Consider the following 20,889-nt stretch of genomic DNA (forward strand, 5'->3'; position numbering starts at 1 on the left):
GCCCCCGTAAATTTTATAAGCAAACCAATATTCTCCGGAACGAGGAATGATAACGATAGTTATTATCACTAAACAGTTATAAAACGAGAATCATTATCAATTTCATTTTAGTTCCTGTTTCAAATAAAGTCAACCATCATATTAATTTTTTCTTTTTAGCTGCCTGCAAAATTTAATTTGCATATCTTATAGCCGCACGCTCACGCAATGCACCTGGTTTCGCCCTTCGGACTTGGCGCGGGAAAGCGCGCTTTCAAGATTTTTCAATAATTCCGTTAATCTATCCGCCACCAGGAGAGCGGTCAGACTGCCTGCATTAGGCAAAAAAATTAAGCATCCTTCACCTCTGTAACGAACTACGTTATCTCCTTCCAGCAAGACACGTTTGATCACTTTGGCCACTATCCCCTGGACATGCTCTCTCGCCTGTCTTCCCCAAGGATTATGGAACGGCTGCAAAAGCTCTATGTCTATCAGGACCAGGGAAAAACGCTTGCTTTTTCGCCGTGCCTGCACCGCTTCGCTTTGAAGCATCCTGCATCACCTTTCCCATTAATTTTTATGAACGGACGTCGGCTTACTATTATCCACTTCTCTCCTTGTTAATAATTTTTATAAAAATATTTGCCATTACCGGATCGAATTGTCCGCCGGTACCTTGCCGTATTTCCAGGATGGCGGTTTCCGGGGAAAGTGCCCGGCGGTAAGCGCGATGGGACGTCATGGCATCCCATGCGTCGGCAATCCCCACAATGCGGGCGGCGTAAGGTATGGACTCCCCCTTTAAACCGGCAGGATAGCCGTTGCCGTCGTAACGTTCGTGATGGTAACGAACAATGTTCAGCGCCTCTCCGAGAAAATCTATGGGGGCCAGAATACCGGCGCCGATGGCGGGATGCGCCCTGATGGTCTGAAATTCCTCCGGGGCGAGGCGGCCCGGTTTGTTTAAGATAACCTCCGGAACACCTATTTTACCTATGTCGTGCAAAATGGCGCCATAATGTATATTCAGCAGTTCTTCAGCCGAAAGTCCCAATCCCTTCCCCAGGGCCACGGCATACCTGGCCACATTGCGCGAATGGTTGCGCGTATAGGCATCCTTGGCGTCAATTGCCGCGGTCAGGGCTGTGATGGTTTTTAAATACAAGTCCCGCCGTCCGTATTCAATCTTCAGCCGGGTATTGTCCAATATCAACGCAGCCTGCCCGGCAAAGGCCATGACCGTGAAACGTTGATTTCTGGTGTACTCAATCCGGTGATCATCCCGGCCACGGTGCCGGTGCATCAGCAAAAGAATGCCGATAGCCCGGCTTTCCACCACTAATGGAACCGCCATCAAAGAGCGCAACAGGGAATCCCTGTCCTGTAAAGGTTTAAACGCGGCATCACCATGAGTTAACACCACTGCCGGTGCAGAAGCGCACATTTGAAAAATAGCCGTATTGTTTTGCAAGTATTCCCGCAGAGCGGAATCAGCCTCTCCCCGGGCCGAGATTATCTGGAGACTGCCGCACTTCCCGGACTCCAGCAAGACATAGCCCGCTTCGCTGTCAGTTATTTTAATAGCCATGTCAAGAATGGCTTCTATGGTGCCTTCCAGGTTGTAATTATAGATTAAGCCGGTAAGCACCTCGTGTAAAAAACTAAGTTCCCTGACCCTTTTTTGAAGCATTCTGTTTAAAGAAAAAAGGGCTTCGTTTTGACGTTTCAGTTTTATAACATTCAAATTGGCGTCCGCCAATCTTTTTTTTGGGTGATAACCACGAAACATCAAAGACATTTTTTTCACCCCATGTTTATGATAATTTTTCAACCATATTCAATTTTTGTGACAGGTAAGTCCAGGACCGCTTGGAAAATATCACCGGAACGGATAAGTTCTTGGCCGTGCTCCTGATACAACGGGCAATATTGTGGTCAACATAATCGGTCATTACTAAAACCAGGTCTGTTCCTTCGGGGATTTTCAATTTTCGCTTGTTAATATTTTTACGGCCTTTTAAATGCGTCAGGGAATGACAGCCCAAATTCTTTAAATTGACAGCGATGTCTCCCAAATGATCCGCGCCGATTACTAGAATGGACATATCAAACCTCCTATATGATAATGGTTATCATTATCATATAGGAGGTTTGATAGCTTGTCAATACTAATTCAAGGAAATATAAATTAATCGCGGCAGTCTGCAGCAGGGGCGGCAATTAATAGTAAACCGGGTAAATATAAGGGTTTTGAGGCGCCGGCACCTTGCTGAAAGCAGCAACCTTAATTATGGGGACGGTATTGCCTTCGTATTTTCCCAATTGAATGGTTCCCCGGATATTCAGCCAATCGCCTTCCTTAAAGTGTGCAGCATTTTTATATTCACAGATAAAACCATCCGGCATGGCGTCAGCGGAGCAGCATGTTATTACATAACGGGCCAGTCCGAATTGTTCGGCTGAAAACTTCTTTTCTTTTAATACAAAACCGAGCATGGTTATTTCCTTGCCGACATACTGCTCGGGATATATGTTTACTTCATTGGTTACCAAAGTAAAATTATCTTCGGTCACTTTAATAAGGCCGGCCTTTTGCAGTTCATCAATTTTCGATCGCACAAGGCTTTGCGCCTGTGCGGCGTATCCCTGATTGTTTGCGTTGCTGTTGTCGGTCTGCGCGTTTGGCGCATTTTCCTGAACGGCAGGAGTCGGGCTGTATCGGCCGGAGGGCGCCGGCCGCGCGCCGAGGTTCATTCCCTTATTGTCGGCCATGCTGGGATCAAGAGCATTGTTTGGCAGCAGAAACGCCATCAAAAGGGTGATAACAAACGGGAGAAAAGTCAATTTATTAATGCCATGGCCATAACGGCGACAGCTATGGGCGCCGGACGTCCGCCGCAAGGAGCTGCCGGCCTGCGCCAAAAACATGAGCAAGATCAAAACCGCTGCCGCCTCGGTAAGCTTTACGAAACGGGGGTTGATATAATAAATAATATTATTGCTTTTTACCAGCAAAAAAAGAAACGCGCTAAATCCAAGAAGAATTAAAGATTTATAAAGAGCTTCCGCGTTAAGCGAGAAATGCCTCAGCAATCACTTGCCCCCCCTACCGCCGCAAAATTGATTAAATAAGTGCTGACGGCAACCAAAAGGCTGACGATTATTATCAGCACAGCCACAAAGCGAGCCTGAAAAGCGTTGAGCATCATTAAAATATTTTTTATGTCAATCATCGGGCCGAAGACCATAAACGCGAGCAGCGAGCCGGCAGTGAAATTACCGGCGAATGACGCGGCGATAAAAGCGTCTGCCGACGAGCAAACAGAAATCCCGAAGGCGAAGGTCATCATGGAAGCTATCGATGCCAGGGAATGATGTCCCACATTCAATATAATGTCGCGCGGCACAAAGGTTTGAGCAAGCGCCGCCAAGGCGGATCCTATGATCAAATACTTGCCCATATCAAAAAACTCATCACTCGCGCTATGAAGGGTATAAAATATTTTAGCTGTAAAAGCTGACGGCAAATGGTGATGATGGTCATAATGGGCATGCCCGCAGCCGCATCCGAAGTCATCTTGCGCGGCGCCCCACTTTACCTCTCTTCCGTCAAACCAAAAGCTTAGAAGATACCCGGCCGCGAACGAAACGAAGAAGGCCAGTCCCAATCTAAACCAAACCATTTCAGGGTTAGCGCCGAAGGCGACTGCGGTTGACGAGGCAACAACCGGATTGATAATAGGCGCGGCCAGCATAAAGGTTATGGCGCTGTAGAGAGGAACTCCCTTGCTTACCAGCCCGCGGGCGACAGGCACAATCCCGCATTCGCAAACGGGAAAGACTATTCCCAGAAAGCCGGCCAGGAGTATATTGAGAATTCTGTTCCCGGGCAGGAATTTACGGATGGTTTCCTCGGAAAAGAAATTTTGCAGGAGGGCCGACACAAGAACACCGATGAGCAGGAACGGCAGCGCCTCAATGATAATGCTCAAGAAAACCGTCTTAAAATTTAAAAAATCAGACCAGGTTATATTTGGCAAAAATTTTAACAGGTGCCAGGCTATATAAGCGGACAATAACAGAAATAACAGGGTAATCGCTTTTTTTTTCATATTTATAACCATCATCTTTTATCGGACTTGCCTTATAAACAATATATATTCTTATTTGCAACTCAATATTACTTATATTACTTTACCACGCTGAAATACAGCACGGCAATACCGATAATTATCCGGTAATAACCAAACGGTATGAAATTATTTTTCTGAATATATTTCATAAAGGCTGCGATTACCGCCCATGCGACTAAAAAGGAAACAATAAATCCGACGGCGAGGATCTGCCATTCGGTATAACTCAACATTGTACCTGTATTTAGTAAAGAATAGGCGGAAGCAGCCATCATGGTCGGAATCGCCAGGAAGAAGGAAAACTCCGCGGCAACAGTTCTCGATGCTCCTAACAGCATCGCTCCAATAATGGTCGCCGCGGATCTCGATGTGCCGGGAATCATTGCCAGGCACTGAATCAGGCCGATCATGAACGCTGTTTTGTAATCCAAACAGGCCATGGAATCAATAGAACTTATTCTATTGCGTTTCTCAATAATGATTAAAACAACGCCGCCGATCACAAGAGCCAGCGCTACGGTTAAAGGGTTGAAAAGCAGTTCCTCCACATGCTTCCCCAAAATACTCCCGATCAGCAAGGCAGGCGCAACCCCGACAACAGTCTTTTGCCACAAACCCCAGACCTCTCTTTTCTCTGCAATTGTTTTACTGCCGCCGAAAGGGAAGAGTCTGCGCCAAAAATATACCACCACCGAAAGAATGGCCCCCAATTGTATTACCACGTCAAACATGTTCGCAAAAACGCCTGTAAAACCGACTAAGTTGTTCACCAAAATCAAATGGCCGGTTGAAGATATAGGCAAAAATTCCGTTATCCCTTCGACTATTCCCAATATGATCGCATTAAAAAAACTATCCATCAGCGCCTCCATAAGTTTTATTCACAGTTAACGAGTAAGCCAAAAGAATCAATCCGCAACAGACGAATCTTTAATTCACACCTCTTTCCAGGTAACTCAAAATTTCCCTCATCAGATTCCCAATATTAGTGTTCGCCAACCGGTAGCAGACCATTTTGCCATCCTTCCGGTACTTGGCGATCCCCAGGTGGTGCAGCAGCCGGAGATGGTAAGAAGCGGTCGCCTTACTGCTGTTGAGCAGGGCTGCCACATCACAAACGCAAAGCTCGGCTTTGCTGAGAGCAAATATAACCTTTACCCGGGTGTCATCAGCCAACGCCTTAAAAGCAGCGGCAACACCATCAATCCGGTCCACCTGGGGCTTCAGCCGGTTTACGATCTCCTGATTAATGCAATTAACCAGGCATACCGGGACATCATGCGCCAGTTTATCTTCCAACGAATTTTGCAGCATTTTCCCTCACCTCATAATCAAATAGTAAAATGATCTTTTGACTATAATATTATATTATCACCCTTCAGCTCATCTTGTTTATATCGTAGAGCGGCTCATAAATCCTCCAGTCCGGTTATGGCAGGGCCGCCCCGCAAACAGGGCAGTCGGGGTCCTGCTTGACCCGAACCTCTGTAAATCTCATATCCAGGGCGTCATAAGCAAGCAAGCGGCCCACAAGTAAATCCCCCTTACCCAGCAGGTATTTCAAAACCTCAGTTGCCTGGATGACGCCGATTGCCCCCGCAAGAACCCCCAGCACGCCGGCCTCTGAGCAGGACGGCACTGAGCCGGGCGGCGGCGGCTCACGCAACACACAGCGCAAACAGGGTCCTTTGCCGGGCACAATAGTAAAGATTTGGCCGCTAAAGCCGAGGACACCCCCGTGCACGAAAACTTTCCCGGCCATGACGCAGGCATCGTTGACCATATAACGGGTTGGGAAGTTATCCACCCCGTCAACTATTACATCATAATCACGGATAATTCCATCTATATTTTGAGCCGTCAGCTTCTCCCAATGGGAGACAACGTGGCAATCAGGATTCAGGGCAGCCAGTTTTTCTTTGGCCGAATCAACTTTAGGCCTGCCGATGTCTTTGGTGGTATGCAGGATTTGCCTTTGCAAATTACTTATGTCAACTACATCGCAATCGATTATACCTATTGTTCCGACGCCGGCGGCCGCCAGGTAAAACGCCGCCGGAGAGCCCAAGCCGCCCGCTCCGGCAATCAGCACTTTGCCGTCGTTAATTTTTTTCTGACCTGTGCCGCCTACCTCGGGAAGGACAATTTGTCTGCTGTATCTAGTGATTTGCTCTTCTGTAAAGTCCAAGCATGCCATCCTTTTAAAACCCCTACTTCCGCAACTACTTTAGTTAAAATGCAGTGCCTGCGACAGGCGTATCACCCCGCATGGCGAATTTCAAACCTGACACCTTCTCTAACTTTTATAAGTTATTGGGATTGGCAGCCAACTTGCCCTGGCTGTTTTTATAGTCTTCAATGGCCTTGTGCAGGGCGTCCGCCGCGAGGTTGGAACAGTGCATCTTCTGCGGGGGAAGCCCGTCAAGCTCGTCAGCCACAGCTTGTTTAGTGATTTTCAGGGCTTCTTCGATAGTTTTTCCCTTAGCCATTTCCGTGACCATACTGCTTGTCGCGATAGCCGCCCCGCAGCCAAAAGTCTTAAACTTGATATCAGTAATAATATTGTTTTCAACCTTAATGTCAATCTTCATAATGTCGCCGCAGACGGGATTGCCCACTTCTCCCGTGCCACAGGCGTCAGGTATTTCCCCAACATTCCTGGGATTGCTGAAGTGCTCCATAACCTTTTCGCTATACATGCGATCATCCCCTGTTTTTAAGTATTCAGGAATCAGGAGGCAGAATTCAGAATATCTCCAGACGATAAACCATTCCCTTATCTTATTCTGACTCTTGTCTCCTTATGCTTTATTTAACGCCTGATCGAGATCCTCCAACAAATCGTCAATAGATTCCAGCCCGACAGAAAGGCGGATCAGGTCTTCAGTCACCCCGGTGGCGAGCCGCTCCTCCGCAGACAGCTGCTGGTGAGTGGTTGAAGCCGGATGAATCACTAAAGATTTGGCGTCTCCGATGTTGGCCAACAGCGAGAATATCTCCAGCGCATCAATAAAACTCCGGGCTTGCTCACTTCCTCCTTTTATCCCGAAGGTTAACAGAGCGCCAAAACCGTTGCGGTAGTACCGCCGGGCCAACGCGTGGGACGGGTGGCCGGGCAGGCCGGGATAATTCACCCAAGTCACCTTCGGATGCTGTTCCAGGAACTTTGCCACCTGCAAAGCATTCCGGCAGTGGCGCTCCATGCGCAGCGGCAATGTTTCCACCCCCTGGAGCAGCAAAAAAGCGTTAAAAGGGCTCAGGCATGGGCCCAGGTCGCGCAGCAGCTGCACCCGGGCTTTGGCAATAAACGCGGCGGGGCCGAATTCCTCACTGTAAACCACACCATGATAGGTCGGGTCCGGTTCAGTGAACTGCGGAAAATTGCCGTTGGCCCACGCGAATTTTCCTCCGTCTACGATAATGCCCCCGATGGATGTGCCATGCCCCCCTATAAACTTGGTGGCGGAGTGAACCACGATATCCGCTCCGTGCTCCAGCGGGCGGCAGAGGTAAGGTGTCGGCACCGTATTGTCCACGATAAACGGGACTCCGGCCGCGTGAGCGATACCGGCCACCGCGTGAAAATCAATTACATCCAGTTTTGGGTTGCCGCTTGACTCGGCGAAAAGCGCCCTCGTCCCGGGAGTAATAGCCCGCCTAAAGTTATCCGGATCGGCAGGATCAACAAATTTGACGTCAATTCCCAGACGCCTCAGCGTGGCGTTGAACAAGTTGTAAGTACCGCCATACAAACTGTTCGCGGAAACTATTTCGTCACCCGCTCCGGCCAGGTTGACGACAGCCAGCAGTTCAGCCGCCTGTCCCGAGGCGGTGGCCAGGGCGGCCAGCCCGTTTTCCAGGGCGGCCACCCGCTGCTCCAGCACGTCGGTAGTGGGATTCATCATCCGGGTATAGATATTCCCGCTTTCCTGCAAAGCAAACAAGCGCGCCGCGTGTTCCGCATCATCAAACACATATGAGGTTGTTTGGTAAATAGGCACGGCCCGCGCACCGGTGGCCGGGTCCGCCTGCTGCCCGGCGTGAACAGCCAGGGTTTCAAAACCTCTGCTCTTATTAGTCATGAAACAATCTCCTCTTTTGTCCGCATAATTTATAGCAGTTGCTCAAGAGTCAGACTCCCATGAAGCCTCGCTTCACCATCACATGGATGAAAATGGTAACGATTATTTTCAGGTCAGAATGAGAGGATGTCTTATCGTCTTGAAATACTCTGAATTCCGCCTACTGACTCCTGGCTCCTGACTTCTGAATAATTATCTGCCTTCTAGAGTTCTTCCTGGAACAACGGCGTGCTCAGGTACCTCTCCCCGGTGTCGGGCAGGATGGCCACGATTAACTTTCCGTTATTTTCCCCCCGCCGCGCCACCTCCAGAGCAGCATACACCGCCGCTCCGGAGGAAATGCCGGCCAGGATTCCCTCCTCCCGGGCCAGCCGGCGCCCGGTTTCAAAGGCGTCCTGGTTGCTTACCTGGATAATTTCATCGACCAGCGACAGTTCCAATACTTCTGGAATGAAGCCTGCTCCAAGTCCCTGAATCTTATGCGGCCCCGGTTTCCCCCCTGATAAAACAGGCGAATCGGCCGGTTCCACCGCCACTATTTTCAACCCGGGCTTCCGTGGCTTCAGCGCCTGAGCGATCCCGGTAATAGTACCGCCGGTACCCACACCGCCAATAACCATGTCCACCTTGCCGTCAGTATCTTTCCAGATCTCCTCAGCCGTGGCCAGCCGGTGAATCTCCGGGTTGGCCGGGTTTTCAAACTGCTGCGGGAAAAAGGAATTCGGGGTTTCCTGCGCCAGTTCCCCAGCCTTCCGCACCGCCCCGCTCATCCCCTGCAGGCCGGGCGTCAGCACCAGCTCGGCGCCATAAGCCTTCAGCAGGCTCCGCCGCTCAACGCTCATGGTATCGGGCATGGTCAGGATCAGCCGGTAACCGCGGACGGCCGCGACGAAAGCTAATCCAATGCCGGTATTACCGCTGGTGGGCTCGATAATCACCGAGCCGGGTTTCAACAACCCTTGTTCCTCCGCCCGGAGTATCATATTAAAGCCGATACGGTCCTTGACACTGCCGCCCGGGTTAAAAGACTCCAGTTTTACCACCAGATCGGCGATGAGGCCTTTCGATAGACGCTGGAGACGCAGCAAGGGCGTATTTCCGATTAGTTCTGTCAGGCTATTGGCTATCCCGGACATTAAAATTCCCCCTTTTCGTGATACGAACTAATAAGAATTGAGCAGTTTATTTTACTAACTAGATAAAAATAATAAATCCGATATAATTACTATCCTTTAACAAATTCTATTTCAGTAATAAGCGATTGTCAATAAGTCTATTGTAAATTCTATTGTGATTTTTATCCATATTAAATTGCATTAACCCGCCGCTTAAGCTAAGATAACAATTAGACATCCAATAACCGCTTAAGGCGGCGCCGGCGGAGGACCTAATATCCGCATTCAGGAGCGAACCGCGCCGCGCGAGGGAGGGAAAACCTTGAACCTGGCTGATAAAATCAACTCTGTTAATTCCTTAATTTCGAGTTTTGAGAGCGTGCTGGTAGCTTTATCCGGCGGCGTGGACAGCTCCGTACTGTTGAAGCTGGCGGTAGATTGCTTAGGCCCTGCCCGGGTACTGGCCGCAACCACCCATTCTGAGACTTCCACCCAGGAAGAAATAGAACTTGCGTCGCATATAGCCAGGATATGCGGGGCGACTCATGAAGTAATCCCTATTTCGGACCTGTCGATTCCTGAATTCGCGGCTAATCCCGCCAACCGGTGCTACTACTGCCAGGGCAATCGCTTCCGGCTGCTGCGTCAAACGGCGGACAGCAAAGGAATTAAAGAAGTATTAGACGGTTCCAATCAGTCCGACCAGGGCGACTACCGGCCGGGCCGGCAGGCGCTTATTGAACTGGGTATACGCAGTCCCCTGCGGGAATGCGGCTTTACCAAAGACGAAATCCGTCAATTGGCCAAATCCTTCGCCCTGCCGAACTGGAACCGGCCCGCCAATGCCTGCCTGTCCTCGCGCTTTCCCTACGGGACACCGATTACCGTGGCAGATCTGGCCCGGGTGGCCGCCGGAGAAAAGCTATTACATTCCCTCGGCCTGACTCAATGCCGGCTCCGCCATCACGCCCGGATTGCCCGGATTGAGGCGCCGCCTGAAGAGTTCTCCCTCCTGCTGGACGACGCCCGGCGCAGGTGGCTTGTAGCCGGCATCAAGGAACTGGGCTACACTTATGTCACCCTTGACCTCCAGGGCTACCGCACCGGCAGCCTCAATGAAGTTATTACAACCTAAACCAGCTGTTCCCTTGATTTTTCCATTACCATTCGGTATACTTCCTGAAGGGGCAGTCCCGCTCTTATTGCTATTTCTTTACAATCTTCGTACTCCGGCGCGATTTTCTTTGTGTCGCCTTTTGATGCGACTTTTACTCTTACCGTCCCTAATCCGGTATTAACATTTTTAATTTCCCTATTCATGCAATACCTTGTTACCACGCTTCTGCGGATGCCCAAGGTTGAGCTTTCCTTTAAAATAAGATCAGCGAGTTTTTGTTCGTTGTCTTTTCCCGCTAAGACGGTCATCATTACCGCCGGCCTGTTCTTTTTCATATGGACGGGAGTATAAAAGACATCAAGCGCCCCGTTTGCGAGCAGGCGATCCATCATATACCCGGTAATTTCCGGACTCAGATCATCCATATTGGTTTCCAGGACCACAATTTCCTCCATATTACCATTATTATCGCCATTATTTTCTAAAAGCGTTCCCAGCACAATCCTCATCGCGTTAAGCCTGCCCGTTTCTCTTTTGCCCATGCCATAACCGACTTTTTGGATAATCATCGCAGGCATGCTCCCAAAACCAGAGGCAAGGCATTTAATAATGCCAATGCCGGTAGGCGTGACAAGTTCCGTATTAATGTTTTCGGTAATGACCGGAATGGGAATCCTGCCGCCGGCAAGCATTTCCATGACAGCGGGCACCGGCACGGGAAGCATTCCATGCAGGCATTCGATAAACCCCTGTCCTTCATGCAGCGGGGATGAAAATACTTTTTGCGCGCCAAGCAAGTCCAGACATATTGACGTGCCGACAATGTCCACAATTGAATCGACGGCGCCCACTTCATGAAAATGAACTTCATCAATACTTTTGTTATGCACCTTTGCCTCAGCCCCAGCGATTTCCCGAAAAACTTTCCTGCTGAAACACTTCACCTGCTCGTTCAGCCCGCTTGAGTCGATCAGCATTTCTATATCCCGCAGATTACGCGAACTATGAGCATGGTCTTTACTTGCATTAATCTCGATATCCGTTCCGGCAATACCGTGCTTTACTTTTTTTTGAATCGTAATTTCATAACCGGTAAGATTCAGTTTATGCAACTCGCCTTTAAAAAGCTCAACATCAATTCCCAGATCAATCAGCGCTCCCAGAGTCATATCGCCACTTATCCCTGAAAAGCAATCAAAATAAAGCACTTTCATGTTAACACACCCTTCGCTTTCTGATCATGCCTGTGTATTTCGGCACTCCATTACGAAACTATTGACGCCGGGACCATAAATGCTTTTTCTTCACCACATATTGTATTACGCAATGGAATTTAGACAGCAGAGCCAATGACAGCGTCATGGCCTCCTTCGCCCAGGAAGTGGCCGGGTCATAGCGCCCGTTGGGTACGCAGACTGCATTGCCACTGCCGTCGATGTACCATATGACGATACTTTCAGGATTATCCCAAAGTCTGGCAAGCCGCGCACAGGGAAATAAGGGTGCAGAGCACCACCTTCATTGTAAAAGATAAAAGACCGACTACCACCAAAATAAAGATTCTTAAAGAAATTTTTTGAAGAAAAAGGGGCGTAAAAAGCACGGGGATTTGTCTCTCCTGTGCCTTTTCCTGCCGCTGTTTTGTCTTCTGCCGACGGCGGGGTGAAACCTGGTTATCCAAACAGATCGCTGTGGGTTCCGGTACGAGTCAGAGTCAGAATAAGAATGTCCTTTTCCAGCTTGTAGATCAAGAGCCAATCTGGTGTGACGTAGCATTCCCTGTGCTTTGACCAGACGCCGCTCAGGGCGTGATCCTTATGTTTCTCCGCCAGAGGCTCCCCGGCAGCCAGCGTTTGGATAACCGCCGTGAGCAGGCGAAGGTCATAACCTCTGCGCTGGATACTCTTAAGATCACGCATGAAACGGCTGGTTGGCTTTATCTCATACATCAGTCAAAAGCTCCTTCATCATTTGCGCGGCGTCGGTATAACCTTTGACCGAAGGGTCGCGGCCGATGCGCTCGGCCTCCTCCAGAGCGGCGATTGTCTCAGCGTTGGGCACCTCCAGAGCGACGTCAAACGGGATGCGCTGCTGACGAACCGCCTGACGCAGAAAAATATTGAAAGCCGTCGTCATGTTCATGCCGAGTTCGGAAAAGAGCTGTTCCGCTTGTTTTTTTAGCTCCACGTCCAGGCGAATGCTTATATTCGTTGTATCAGCCACAATTATCATCTCCTTTGCTTTAATATATTCAGTATAGTACAAAATATGTGCTATGTATATACTATGCACGAATGCAATTCAAGTTTTTATTGATAGCTCAGGCCCGTGCAGCGCCTTCATCACGAACCGGGTCAGCTCCAGGGCTTCACGCAGGCGGGTGGACAGGGTCAGGTTGTGGATTTTCTCCATCATCACCAGGTAGCCGTCCTCCAGGGGCGTGTCCTCCGGCAGGGGCAGCAGGCTGTTGAGAAAGTGGCCGGCAGCTTTCCGCTTCCGACCACTTTTGTCCGCATAGATATATATGCGATGGTTATTTAGTTAGGGTGATCAGCCAGCCATCCCCTTCTTCCGCGATACTGACAGACCATTTTTGATTTCCCGCCAATCTTGAGATATTTTCTTTGGCAGCGACTGTATTTACTAAAACTTTAATTGTTCCACCGCCTATTTTATCAATTTCGTTTTTTACCATTAATACGGGTTCAGGACAAGCCAGGCCCCTCGCATCCTTTATTTCCGCCATCATACGTCACCTCCCGCCGGGATGTTTTTCGTGTTTTAAGATTAAAATAAACATTCCAGAAAGCAATCGCTCCAACCACGATAAGACCTATGACAACTGCAACCTGTCCAGGCACGGGAACTCCCTTGGCGCTGGCAGCCAAGCCAAAATTATGGGCAAACGCGGCTCCCGCCAGCAGCCCGGCGATCGTTACCGCGGAGTCGGTATTGCCTTCCGACGCTGAAATTAGCTGACGAAGCGGGCAGCCGCCTAAAAGGACGGAGCCAAAACCGGCCAGCACCATGCCAAGAAAGTTCCAAACGCCGTCATTATGCGCTATCGGCTGGCCCGCCAGACCTAAATTAAAATTGCCCACAACTAAATTGCCGACCAGCGCGACAACAAAAATTGCTATAAAACCATAGAGCATGTAAAGTTCCTTGAACAGTATCAAATCCCTAATGCCGCCAATTAAACATAACCTGGTGCGCTGGGCCAGCACACCGGCAACAATCCCGGCGCCGAGCGATACAGCCAAGGGCGCGTGCATTGAGCCCGGTCCCTGCTGGCTGAAAAAGATAAACGCCGGCGCTGTCAGTAATAGGATAAGCAAGACTAAAATAATTGCCGGAAACATATAACCATTCGACTTATTCTGAATAACAGCCTGACCGAGCGTAAAACCTTTCCTTAAAAAAACTGCGCCCAAAGCCACCCCGGCAACCAGACCGAGTAATCCCACCAGGGCGTTTAGGTCGCCGGCCGACATTCTCAAAATCATTCTCAGCGGACATCCTAAAAAAACAAGCATGCCGAACATTACAAAGAAACCCAAGATAAACCTGGTAAACGTGCTTGAGCCGCCCCAAACACGAAAATCTCTTGTAACAACGGCAGTTGCGAAGGCCCCTATGACCAAGCCCAAAATTTCCGGCCGTATATACTGAACTGTATTAACCTGATGCAATCCGAGAGCGCCGGAGATATCGCGCAGAAAACAGGCTATACAAACACCCATGTTTTGGGGATTTCCCAATTTAACAAGCAGCACCGCCAGCACACCGACTATCGCTCCGGTAATAATTATCAAAGCTTTGTTATTCAATTGATGACAACTCCTTTCACTCCCCAATAATAAGGCCCCCTTAATCAACAGCCGTAAATAAAAATATACAAAGTCACTCCTTTCTTTATTAAGAGATTAATATATATATTTGGATATACTTATTTCAACCACACGACATGCAATACCTTTATTTTATTTATAAAAATTATTTATATTAATTTTTCTCATAATAAAAAATATAAATAATTAAAGATTATTTTTTGCCATATAAAAGCCAGGAGAACATTGAATGTTTCCTGGCTTTGGGACAATGTGGTATTCATCTAAGGCAGCGGCCAATAATTATCATTAGATTTAATGACTATAGATGTTCATGTCCATCGCAGGCGTGGTTACACCCTATCGAACTGGTAGCCAATTGGCCGCTCAGAAAATCGGAAGCCACTTTTTCCGCATCGCCGGAAGCGCCTGTGACAACCTCGAACCCCACTGACTGAAGAGCATTGAGCATAGGGGGTCCTATGCCGCCGGCAATAATCACCTTTACCCCTTCCCTGGTAAATAAGTCTGCCAAGCCGCCATGATTATGCTGGAGAGTACTGCTTGAAATTACTTGTTTTCCGTTAATTTTACCATCTTCAACGTTAAAAACAACAAATTCCTGACTGATGCCGAAGTGCTCGTTGAGCCTGCCGTGATTATAGGGCATCGCTATTTTCATTACGCCAAACCCCTTTTTCATTATATTTTTAAGGTTAATCTATTTTTTCCATACCTTCCCGCAAATACTGATGAGCCAGGTTAACATAAAGCTGCTTAACCCATGTCCAAAATTCCACGTCTCTGGGTTCAGTGTTTCTCACAATACGGGCCGGGTTGCCAGCCACAACAACTTTTTCGGGAATACGCTGTTTGTTCTTTACCACACATCCCTCGGCAACAATAGCCCAGGAACCTACTCTGGCATTGAGACTTAAAATAGAGCCCATACCGATTAACGCATAGTCTCCAATTTCATCCGCGTGAATTATCGCGCCGTGCCCCAAGGTGACACTTCTGCCAATACGGCAGGCACCGTCAGGCGGGGCATGAATAACCGTACCTTCCTCTACGGCAGTGCCCGGACCAATTTCAATAGTCCCGTAATCGCCCCTGATAACAGTACCGTGGCCTATATAGCAGTTTTCACCAATTCTAACGTCCCCAATGACCATAGCCAACTCACTCACGTAACTACCCGCGCCTATTATTGGTGTTCTGCCGGAAAAACGATACAATGACATTGTCTTCCTCCAAATAATAATGTGTCGCGCCCTCATTATTTACGGGAGAATCCTCACTTCATCGCCAACTTTTACTTTTCCGCCCTTGACTACACGCCCAAACCTGCCTTCCCTGCTGACTATATACGGCCTTCCGGCCTCTTTATATTCTTCTTTTCCGATATGCGAAATTTTAATTTCAGCCTGACCCAGCTTTAATGCAGTCCCTACAGTCATCTGTTCGGGGGGAACGCCCTTAATGGTGAAATTTTCAGTGTAACCCCCATTTAAAATCTCTTCAATTTTATCTTCCGGAACTTTATCTATGGCTTCTAGAGGCAATATACTTACCTGCCTGTCCCAATCGCCCCCGTGCGCGTCTCCTTCCAACCCCCAGCCTTCGATCACGTTAACTTCATTGACCCTTGTCTTTACAATGCCCTTTTCAGCGCCGACGTTAATAGAAAGAATTTTACCTACAGTATAGCGCCTCCTTTATAAAACATTATTGAACCAGCTTTTCAGGGATGAGGTTCTCAAAAAGATTGCTGTCATACTCTTCAATTTTACCTTGATCGCAGAGTTTTGAAAGGTGCGGGTCAATAGGCAAACCACCGATAAACGGAATCTTGAATTTTTCCGCTATTTCTTTGCCCCGGCTGGGGCCGAACAACTCAAATCGCTCGCCGCAATGAGGACAAACGGCGGAACTCATATTTTCCACCAGACCAAGAATGGGAATATTCATGTGTTGGGCCATCTTTATCGCCTTGCTCACAATCATGACGGCAAGGTCTTGCGGTGAAGATACAACGATCAGCCCGTTGAGAGGCAGGGATTGCATCACGGTCAAAGGCACGTCGCCTGTGCCGGGCGGCAGATCGACAAAGAGATAATCAAGATCACCCCAGGCCACATCAGTCCAAAACTGCTTGACTGTGCCGGAAATTACCGGCCCGCGCCAAATAACCGGGTCGTCTTCATTGCTGGTCAATAAGTTTAGCGACATTACTCTTATTCTATTATCGCTAATTGAAGGCAACAACGCGGAGCCGTTGCTTTTCACCCCGCTCTTTATCCCAAACATCTTCGGCAGGCTTGGGCCGGTGATGTCCGCGTCCAACACTCCCACTGAATAGCCTTTTTTTCTATATTCACAAGCAAGTATGGATGTTATCGAGGATTTCCCCACACCGCCTTTTCCGCTCACGACAGCGATAACATTCCTGATATGACTTAATTCGTTTTCAGGCAATTTCTGAATGCCGCTTTTGTCTGCATGGCCGCATCCGCCGTTTTTTTCAGTTTCATCATTATTTTGCCGCATTATTTAGAATCCTCCCGATATTAAAGTCTAACATAGCTGACATTTAAGAGGTAATTTGCCGCAGCGTTAAATTATTTTCATTTAATTTTCTCCCGCCGGGTGCTTTCTACTCTCTTTCTTGAATGGAGTCAACCATGGACTTAATTGTATTAAGGTCATCGGCACATAAACATTATAGTTTATACCCGAACAAATAATCAATAACTATCACCAGTTATCTTAAATATTTATTTATAAATTATTTATATAAAACGGATCAAATAACAGCATTCATGGTATTGATTACAGATATATCGCCAAAACCATATCTCTTATAATATAAAAAATCTTTTAAAAGTCTTTCAATAATTAAACATCAGTTATTTACAAAAACCATTAGTACATATATAATAAACTTATAAATTATACTTATAAGGAGAGCAATAAAATGTCCGCCTGGGATGACGACAAACCAATGTTAAACATTGGCATAGTGGCTCAATTTCTTGAAGTCCACCCTGAAACACTACGCATATGGGAAAAAAATAATTTAATTCACCCGGCAAGAAAAAACAAGCAGAGATTATATTCGAATAATGACCTGAAACGGTTGAAGTTTATTCACAACCTGATTAATGTAAAAGGTCTGAATATCGCAGGCGTGCAGCAGGTTCTCGCCATGTATTCCTGCTGGAAAACAAAAAGTTGCCAGGACAGCCTAATCAGAAATAAAAGCGGGGCGGTAAACAAGTCCAAACCTTGCTGGAAGGAAGATGAATCATATTGCATAGTGATTGAGGATCAGGCTGACCTTTGCAGCAATTGTAAATATTACATGAATAGTAATGAAATTACTGACTAATCATTGGCTTGGAAATACAGGAATGAATGATAAAGAGGAATATTATTTCAGCAATGGGCACTTGCACCGGAAACAATAGTCATCCTGTATGTCGTTTAAACTGGCGCAGGCGTTGCAAAGATTGAAAACAAAATGACTTCAAAAAAAGCTCCCGCATCACTATGAAAGTGGTGCGGGATTGTCATTTATATCCATATCATTATTTTTGCAGTTTCGCAAAATGTTCTGCATAAAATATAGTAGTTTAATTTTGCCATGTTAAATTGAGGAGGGCGGCATGCAAAAAGAAGAGTTTTCAAAAATATGTCGTGAGCTGTCGTCCGGCGGCAGCCACGCCCTCTCCAGGGCAATCCTGCCCGCGGTGAAAGAACACCTGGCCTCCCACAATAAAAAGAAGCTGCCGGTGATCTGGCTTGAGACCAACGACAGCGGCGACAACAATATCGCTTTTATGAACACCGCCTACCCCTACCTGGACCGGGTTTTCACGGAAATGCTCGACCTGCTTTACAGCAACACCTTCATGGCCGCCCAGGGCAGGGACGCGCTCAGCATTCTGGAGCAAGTTTCTGAAACATACAAAGGGAAATTTACTTTGGTTGTTGAGGGAGCGATACCGAAAAAGGACAACGGCCGGTATAACATCATCGCCCGCACCGAAACCCGCTGCATTACCGCCCTTGAAGCGGTGACCCGGCTGGGCGGGCCGGCTGAATACGTTGTTGCCATCGGCACCTGCGCCGGCTTCGGCGGACCTACCGCAGCCAGGCCCAATCTGACCGGCAGTGTTGGCGTCCGTGACGTGCTGGACAGGGAAGTGATCAACGTCAGCGGCTGCCCGGTCAACCCCGATTGGTTCGTGGGAACCCTGGCCCACCTCTTGATGTACGGCAGGCCGGATCTTGACAAACTAGGCCGCCCCACCCTGTTTTACGGTTTTACGGTGCACAGGCACTGCCAGCGGCGCTCTTATTTCGACAATAAAGATTTCGCCAAAGAGCTTGGCGAAATCGAGTGCATGTTTTTACTCGGCTGCATGGGTCCCCGCACGGGCGCCGACTGTCCGTACAGGCAGTGGATAAATCATGTAAGCTGGCCGGTCAAGGCCAACACCCCCTGCATCGGCTGCACCAATGAGGACTTCCCGGACGGCTCCTCGCCGTTTTTCACGCCGATGGCTGAAAAGAGCAAAGGTCAAGAAGGCGGGAAGAACGCTTCGAACCAGGGGGGAGAGCAAGCATGAGCAAAGTACGGGTTATGTTCAGTCCCGTCACCCGCCTGAGCGGCCTTTTATCCGTGGATGTCATTCTTGAGCAGGGCCGGGTTGTCGAAGCAAACGCCGGCGGCACCATGTTCAGGGGCTACGAGTGGATTATGCGTGACCGGGCCGTCACTGACGCGGTGTATATGACCCAGCGGATTTGCGGCATATGTTCTACGGCTCACGGAGCGGCGGCAAGCTACCTGCTGGATGAGCTGTATGACCATGAGTTGTCTGAAAACGCCCAATACCTGCGTAATATAATATTTGCCGCCGATTTCTTGCAAAACCATATCCGGCATTTTTATTTCTTCAGCCTGCCTGACTTTGTGAAAATGCCGGAGCGCCCTCCCTTTCACGGGCAAAACCCCGCTGACATCCGCCTGAATCCTGAAGACAATCAGCGCCTGGCGGGGCATTACTTCGAAGCGGTCAAAGCAGCCCAGGAAAGTCACCAAATTCTGGCTTTATTCGGCGGCAAAGTGCCCCACCAGCACAGTTTTGTCCACGGCGGCGTCGCGGCAGCCCCCACAGCGGATAAAATCGAACAGGCGCTGGCCCTGCTCGGTAATATCAGTGAATTTGTGAAAAGCAGGATGGTTCCCGACACCGAGCTAATCGCGCGGGTTTACAGCGATTATTTTAGACTAGGAATAACTCCCCGGCAGTTTTTCTCTTTCGGCTTATTCAGATTCGGCGTTAAAAATGAAAAGTTTTTGTGGCGAAGCGGCGTATTGGCGGATGGCCGGCTTTACCCTCCACGGCTGGAACTGATCAGCGAAAACATAACCAGTTCATGGTTTGAGCAAACCGGCGCCGAAGATATAAAGCCGGATCCTCTTAAACCGGGCGCTTACACCTGGGTAAAATCAGTGCGGTACGCGGGGCGCTATTTTCAAGTAGGGCCGCTGGCGCGGATGATGATCAACGGATTTTACCAAGGCGGCGCCGCGACAATGGACAGAATCTACGCCCGCACCATGGAGACCCTTCTGCTGACGGAATTGGCGCGGGAGTGGCTGAAAAACCTGAAGCCCGGCCCTCCCCCCATCAGCCAGAAAAGCACCCCGGTAAAAAAGGCAGTGACAGCCGCTACGGACGCCATGCGGGGCGCGCTCCTTCATGCCGCGCTTATCGAAGATGAAAAAGTCGTCAAATACAACATTATTACCCCGACGGTTTGGAATTTCTCGCCCAAAGACGGGCTGGGCGGCCGCGGTCCGCTGGAAAGCGCGCTGGCGGGAACCGAAATACCAAGCCAGAACATGCTTTTTACCATTCTCGGCCGGACCATCCGTTCATTTGACCCCTGCATATCCTGCGCGACCCATCTCCTTGACTGCAAGGGCGGTGTAAAAGCCGAGGCAGTTTTTTAATCTAAACTATTCTATTTTGCTTTGCAGCCCTAATAAAATAATTAAAAGAATTAAGGTGGAGGGGATATTTTTGGTAAAACAAAATCATCCGTCGCATATGTTCCGGTGCGCCTACCCTGCTCCTTACCCTTCCGTGCGCGTGACGGCGCCCAACCGTCAGTATGCTGAACTTTTGCTGGAGGATTATGCCGGGGTTGTAAGTGAATTTACGGCCATAAACCAGTACCTGCACCACTACTTTACGCTTGCAGGGATAAATGAAGAAGTGGCTGAACTGGAGGAATGCATTTCCTTGGTGGAAATGCACCATATGGAACTGCTGGCGGAAACAATCAGGCTTTTAGGCGTGGACCCGCGCTACCGCGTAATCCGAAACAGCCAGGAAATATACTGGAATGCCGCTTATGTCTACTACGGCTTCAGCATATGCGACAAGCTGGCGGCCGATATCACGGCTGAATGGGCCGCCATTGCCGCCTACCGCGATCATCAGCAGAGGATTGGCGACCCGCACATTAAAGGGCTTTTGGAAAGAATCATCCAGGATGAATACCACCACATCCGTTTATTCAACGAAGCAATGCAGAAATACTGCAAGTAAT

At 48.7% G+C, this 20,889-nt stretch carries 27 protein-coding genes; 6 read left to right on the forward strand and 21 right to left on the reverse strand.

The features are described 5' to 3' along the window. Positions 1-186 precede the first annotated feature (186 nt). The 11 genes from L9W92_RS01765 to cysK form a co-directional block, all read right to left on the reverse strand. Entirely contained in the window at positions 187-534 is a 348-nt protein-coding gene (locus L9W92_RS01765; protein ID WP_240082047.1) for a diguanylate cyclase, read from the reverse strand. 49 nt (positions 535-583) lie between these two features. After that, the gene (locus tag L9W92_RS01770) at positions 584-1,780 is read right to left on the reverse strand and encodes an HD-GYP domain-containing protein (RefSeq protein WP_240082048.1); all 1,197 of its coding nucleotides are present in this window, start codon (positions 1,778-1,780) and stop codon (positions 584-586) included. 16 nt (positions 1,781-1,796) lie between these two features. After that, entirely contained in the window at positions 1,797-2,087 is a 291-nt protein-coding gene (locus L9W92_RS01775; RefSeq protein WP_240082049.1) for a DUF2325 domain-containing protein, read from the reverse strand. A 115-nt stretch (positions 2,088-2,202) separates the two neighbouring features. After that, positions 2,203-3,075 (reverse strand): TIGR03943 family putative permease subunit, encoded by an 873-nt coding sequence (locus tag L9W92_RS01780; RefSeq protein ID WP_240082050.1) that lies wholly within the window; start codon positions 3,073-3,075, stop codon positions 2,203-2,205. Next, positions 3,069-4,109: a permease gene (locus L9W92_RS01785; RefSeq protein WP_312038047.1), complete on the reverse strand. Its 1,041-nt coding sequence runs from the start codon at positions 4,107-4,109 to the stop codon at positions 3,069-3,071. Before L9W92_RS01785 ends, L9W92_RS01780 begins: the two co-directional genes overlap by 7 nt. Positions 4,110-4,171: 62 nt before the next feature. Next, the gene (locus tag L9W92_RS01790; protein WP_240082052.1) at positions 4,172-4,975 is read right to left on the reverse strand and encodes an undecaprenyl-diphosphate phosphatase; all 804 of its coding nucleotides are present in this window, start codon (positions 4,973-4,975) and stop codon (positions 4,172-4,174) included. A gap of 70 nt (positions 4,976-5,045) precedes the next feature. After that, positions 5,046-5,429 (reverse strand): ArsR/SmtB family transcription factor, encoded by a 384-nt coding sequence (locus tag L9W92_RS01795; RefSeq protein WP_240082053.1) that lies wholly within the window; start codon positions 5,427-5,429, stop codon positions 5,046-5,048. A gap of 115 nt (positions 5,430-5,544) precedes the next feature. Further along, the gene (locus tag L9W92_RS01800) at positions 5,545-6,312 is read right to left on the reverse strand and encodes a HesA/MoeB/ThiF family protein (protein ID WP_240082054.1); all 768 of its coding nucleotides are present in this window, start codon (positions 6,310-6,312) and stop codon (positions 5,545-5,547) included. Between the two features lie 106 nt (positions 6,313-6,418). Next, positions 6,419-6,814: a Fe-S cluster assembly scaffold protein NifU gene (gene nifU / locus L9W92_RS01805; RefSeq protein WP_240082055.1), complete on the reverse strand. Its 396-nt coding sequence runs from the start codon at positions 6,812-6,814 to the stop codon at positions 6,419-6,421. A gap of 102 nt (positions 6,815-6,916) precedes the next feature. Beyond that, complete coding sequence (locus tag L9W92_RS01810) at positions 6,917-8,197, reverse strand: O-acetylhomoserine aminocarboxypropyltransferase/cysteine synthase family protein (protein ID WP_240082056.1); 1,281 nt, start codon at positions 8,195-8,197, stop codon at positions 6,917-6,919. A 203-nt stretch (positions 8,198-8,400) separates the two neighbouring features. After that, on the reverse strand, positions 8,401-9,333 hold the full coding sequence (cysK, locus tag L9W92_RS01815; protein ID WP_240082057.1) for a cysteine synthase A: 933 nt from the start codon (positions 9,331-9,333) through the stop codon (positions 8,401-8,403). A gap of 301 nt (positions 9,334-9,634) precedes the next feature. Between cysK and larE the strand changes: the two genes are divergently transcribed. Continuing rightward, positions 9,635-10,447 (forward strand): ATP-dependent sacrificial sulfur transferase LarE, encoded by an 813-nt coding sequence (gene larE / locus L9W92_RS01820; RefSeq protein WP_240082058.1) that lies wholly within the window; start codon positions 9,635-9,637, stop codon positions 10,445-10,447. Here larE and larC read toward each other — a convergent pair. The 4 genes from larC to L9W92_RS01840 all read right to left on the reverse strand — a co-directional run bounded on the left by larC (position 10,444) and on the right by L9W92_RS01840 (position 12,655). Further along, complete coding sequence (gene larC / locus L9W92_RS01825) at positions 10,444-11,643, reverse strand: nickel pincer cofactor biosynthesis protein LarC (RefSeq protein WP_240082059.1); 1,200 nt, start codon at positions 11,641-11,643, stop codon at positions 10,444-10,446. The two genes, larE and larC, sit on opposite strands and share 4 nt — an antisense overlap. A 248-nt stretch (positions 11,644-11,891) precedes the next feature. Beyond that, complete coding sequence (locus L9W92_RS01830; protein ID WP_240082060.1) at positions 11,892-12,110, reverse strand: hypothetical protein; 219 nt, start codon at positions 12,108-12,110, stop codon at positions 11,892-11,894. Continuing rightward, a complete protein-coding gene (locus L9W92_RS01835) occupies positions 12,103-12,378 on the reverse strand; it encodes a type II toxin-antitoxin system YafQ family toxin (RefSeq protein ID WP_240082061.1) in 276 nt (91 codons plus the stop codon). The genes L9W92_RS01830 and L9W92_RS01835 overlap by 8 nt, the downstream gene beginning before the upstream one ends. Next, entirely contained in the window at positions 12,371-12,655 is a 285-nt protein-coding gene (locus L9W92_RS01840; protein ID WP_240082164.1) for a type II toxin-antitoxin system RelB/DinJ family antitoxin, read from the reverse strand. Before L9W92_RS01840 ends, L9W92_RS01835 begins: the two co-directional genes overlap by 8 nt. A 171-nt stretch (positions 12,656-12,826) precedes the next feature. Here L9W92_RS01840 and L9W92_RS01845 point away from each other — a divergent pair, with 171 nt between their 5' ends. Continuing rightward, a complete protein-coding gene (locus tag L9W92_RS01845) occupies positions 12,827-12,970 on the forward strand; it encodes a hypothetical protein (RefSeq protein WP_240082062.1) in 144 nt (47 codons plus the stop codon). Here L9W92_RS01845 and L9W92_RS01850 read toward each other — a convergent pair. The 6 genes from L9W92_RS01850 to L9W92_RS01875 form a co-directional block, all read right to left on the reverse strand. Then, positions 12,963-13,178: a sulfurtransferase TusA family protein gene (locus L9W92_RS01850; protein WP_312038048.1), complete on the reverse strand. Its 216-nt coding sequence runs from the start codon at positions 13,176-13,178 to the stop codon at positions 12,963-12,965. The two genes, L9W92_RS01845 and L9W92_RS01850, sit on opposite strands and share 8 nt — an antisense overlap. Next, positions 13,135-14,259, reverse strand: a complete 1,125-nt coding sequence (gene yedE, locus L9W92_RS01855; RefSeq protein WP_240082063.1) for a YedE family putative selenium transporter — start codon at positions 14,257-14,259, stop codon at positions 13,135-13,137. Before yedE ends, L9W92_RS01850 begins: the two co-directional genes overlap by 44 nt. Positions 14,260-14,581: 322 nt before the next feature. Further along, the gene (locus L9W92_RS01860) at positions 14,582-14,962 is read right to left on the reverse strand and encodes a NifB/NifX family molybdenum-iron cluster-binding protein (RefSeq protein WP_240082064.1); all 381 of its coding nucleotides are present in this window, start codon (positions 14,960-14,962) and stop codon (positions 14,582-14,584) included. 13 nt (positions 14,963-14,975) lie between these two features. Beyond that, positions 14,976-15,503, reverse strand: a complete 528-nt coding sequence (locus tag L9W92_RS01865) for a gamma carbonic anhydrase family protein (RefSeq protein ID WP_240082065.1) — start codon at positions 15,501-15,503, stop codon at positions 14,976-14,978. Positions 15,504-15,542: 39 nt separating this feature from the next. Next, entirely contained in the window at positions 15,543-15,890 is a 348-nt protein-coding gene (locus L9W92_RS01870; protein WP_240082066.1) for an MOSC domain-containing protein, read from the reverse strand. Between the two features lie 97 nt (positions 15,891-15,987). After that, complete coding sequence (locus L9W92_RS01875; protein ID WP_240082067.1) at positions 15,988-16,809, reverse strand: Mrp/NBP35 family ATP-binding protein; 822 nt, start codon at positions 16,807-16,809, stop codon at positions 15,988-15,990. 427 nt (positions 16,810-17,236) lie between these two features. On the opposite strand from L9W92_RS01875, the gene L9W92_RS01880 reads away from it, so the two are divergent. From L9W92_RS01880 to L9W92_RS01895, 4 genes are all read left to right on the forward strand, one after another. Further along, a complete protein-coding gene (locus tag L9W92_RS01880; RefSeq protein ID WP_240082068.1) occupies positions 17,237-17,650 on the forward strand; it encodes a MerR family transcriptional regulator in 414 nt (137 codons plus the stop codon). 277 nt (positions 17,651-17,927) lie between these two features. Further along, positions 17,928-18,893 carry a hydrogenase small subunit gene (locus L9W92_RS01885; protein WP_240082069.1) on the forward strand — a complete coding sequence of 322 codons (966 nt, stop codon included), beginning with the start codon at positions 17,928-17,930 and terminating at the stop codon, positions 18,891-18,893. After that, positions 18,890-20,287: a nickel-dependent hydrogenase large subunit gene (locus tag L9W92_RS01890; RefSeq protein ID WP_240082070.1), complete on the forward strand. Its 1,398-nt coding sequence runs from the start codon at positions 18,890-18,892 to the stop codon at positions 20,285-20,287. Before L9W92_RS01885 ends, L9W92_RS01890 begins: the two co-directional genes overlap by 4 nt. 70 nt (positions 20,288-20,357) lie before the next feature. Further along, on the forward strand, positions 20,358-20,888 hold the full coding sequence (locus L9W92_RS01895) for a ferritin-like domain-containing protein (protein ID WP_240082071.1): 531 nt from the start codon (positions 20,358-20,360) through the stop codon (positions 20,886-20,888). The last annotated feature ends 1 nt before the right edge of the window (position 20,889 follow it).

It is taken from the genome of Pelotomaculum terephthalicicum JT (assembly GCF_022410535.1).
Lineage (GTDB): Bacteria > Bacillota > Desulfotomaculia > Desulfotomaculales > Pelotomaculaceae > Pelotomaculum_D > Pelotomaculum_D terephthalicicum.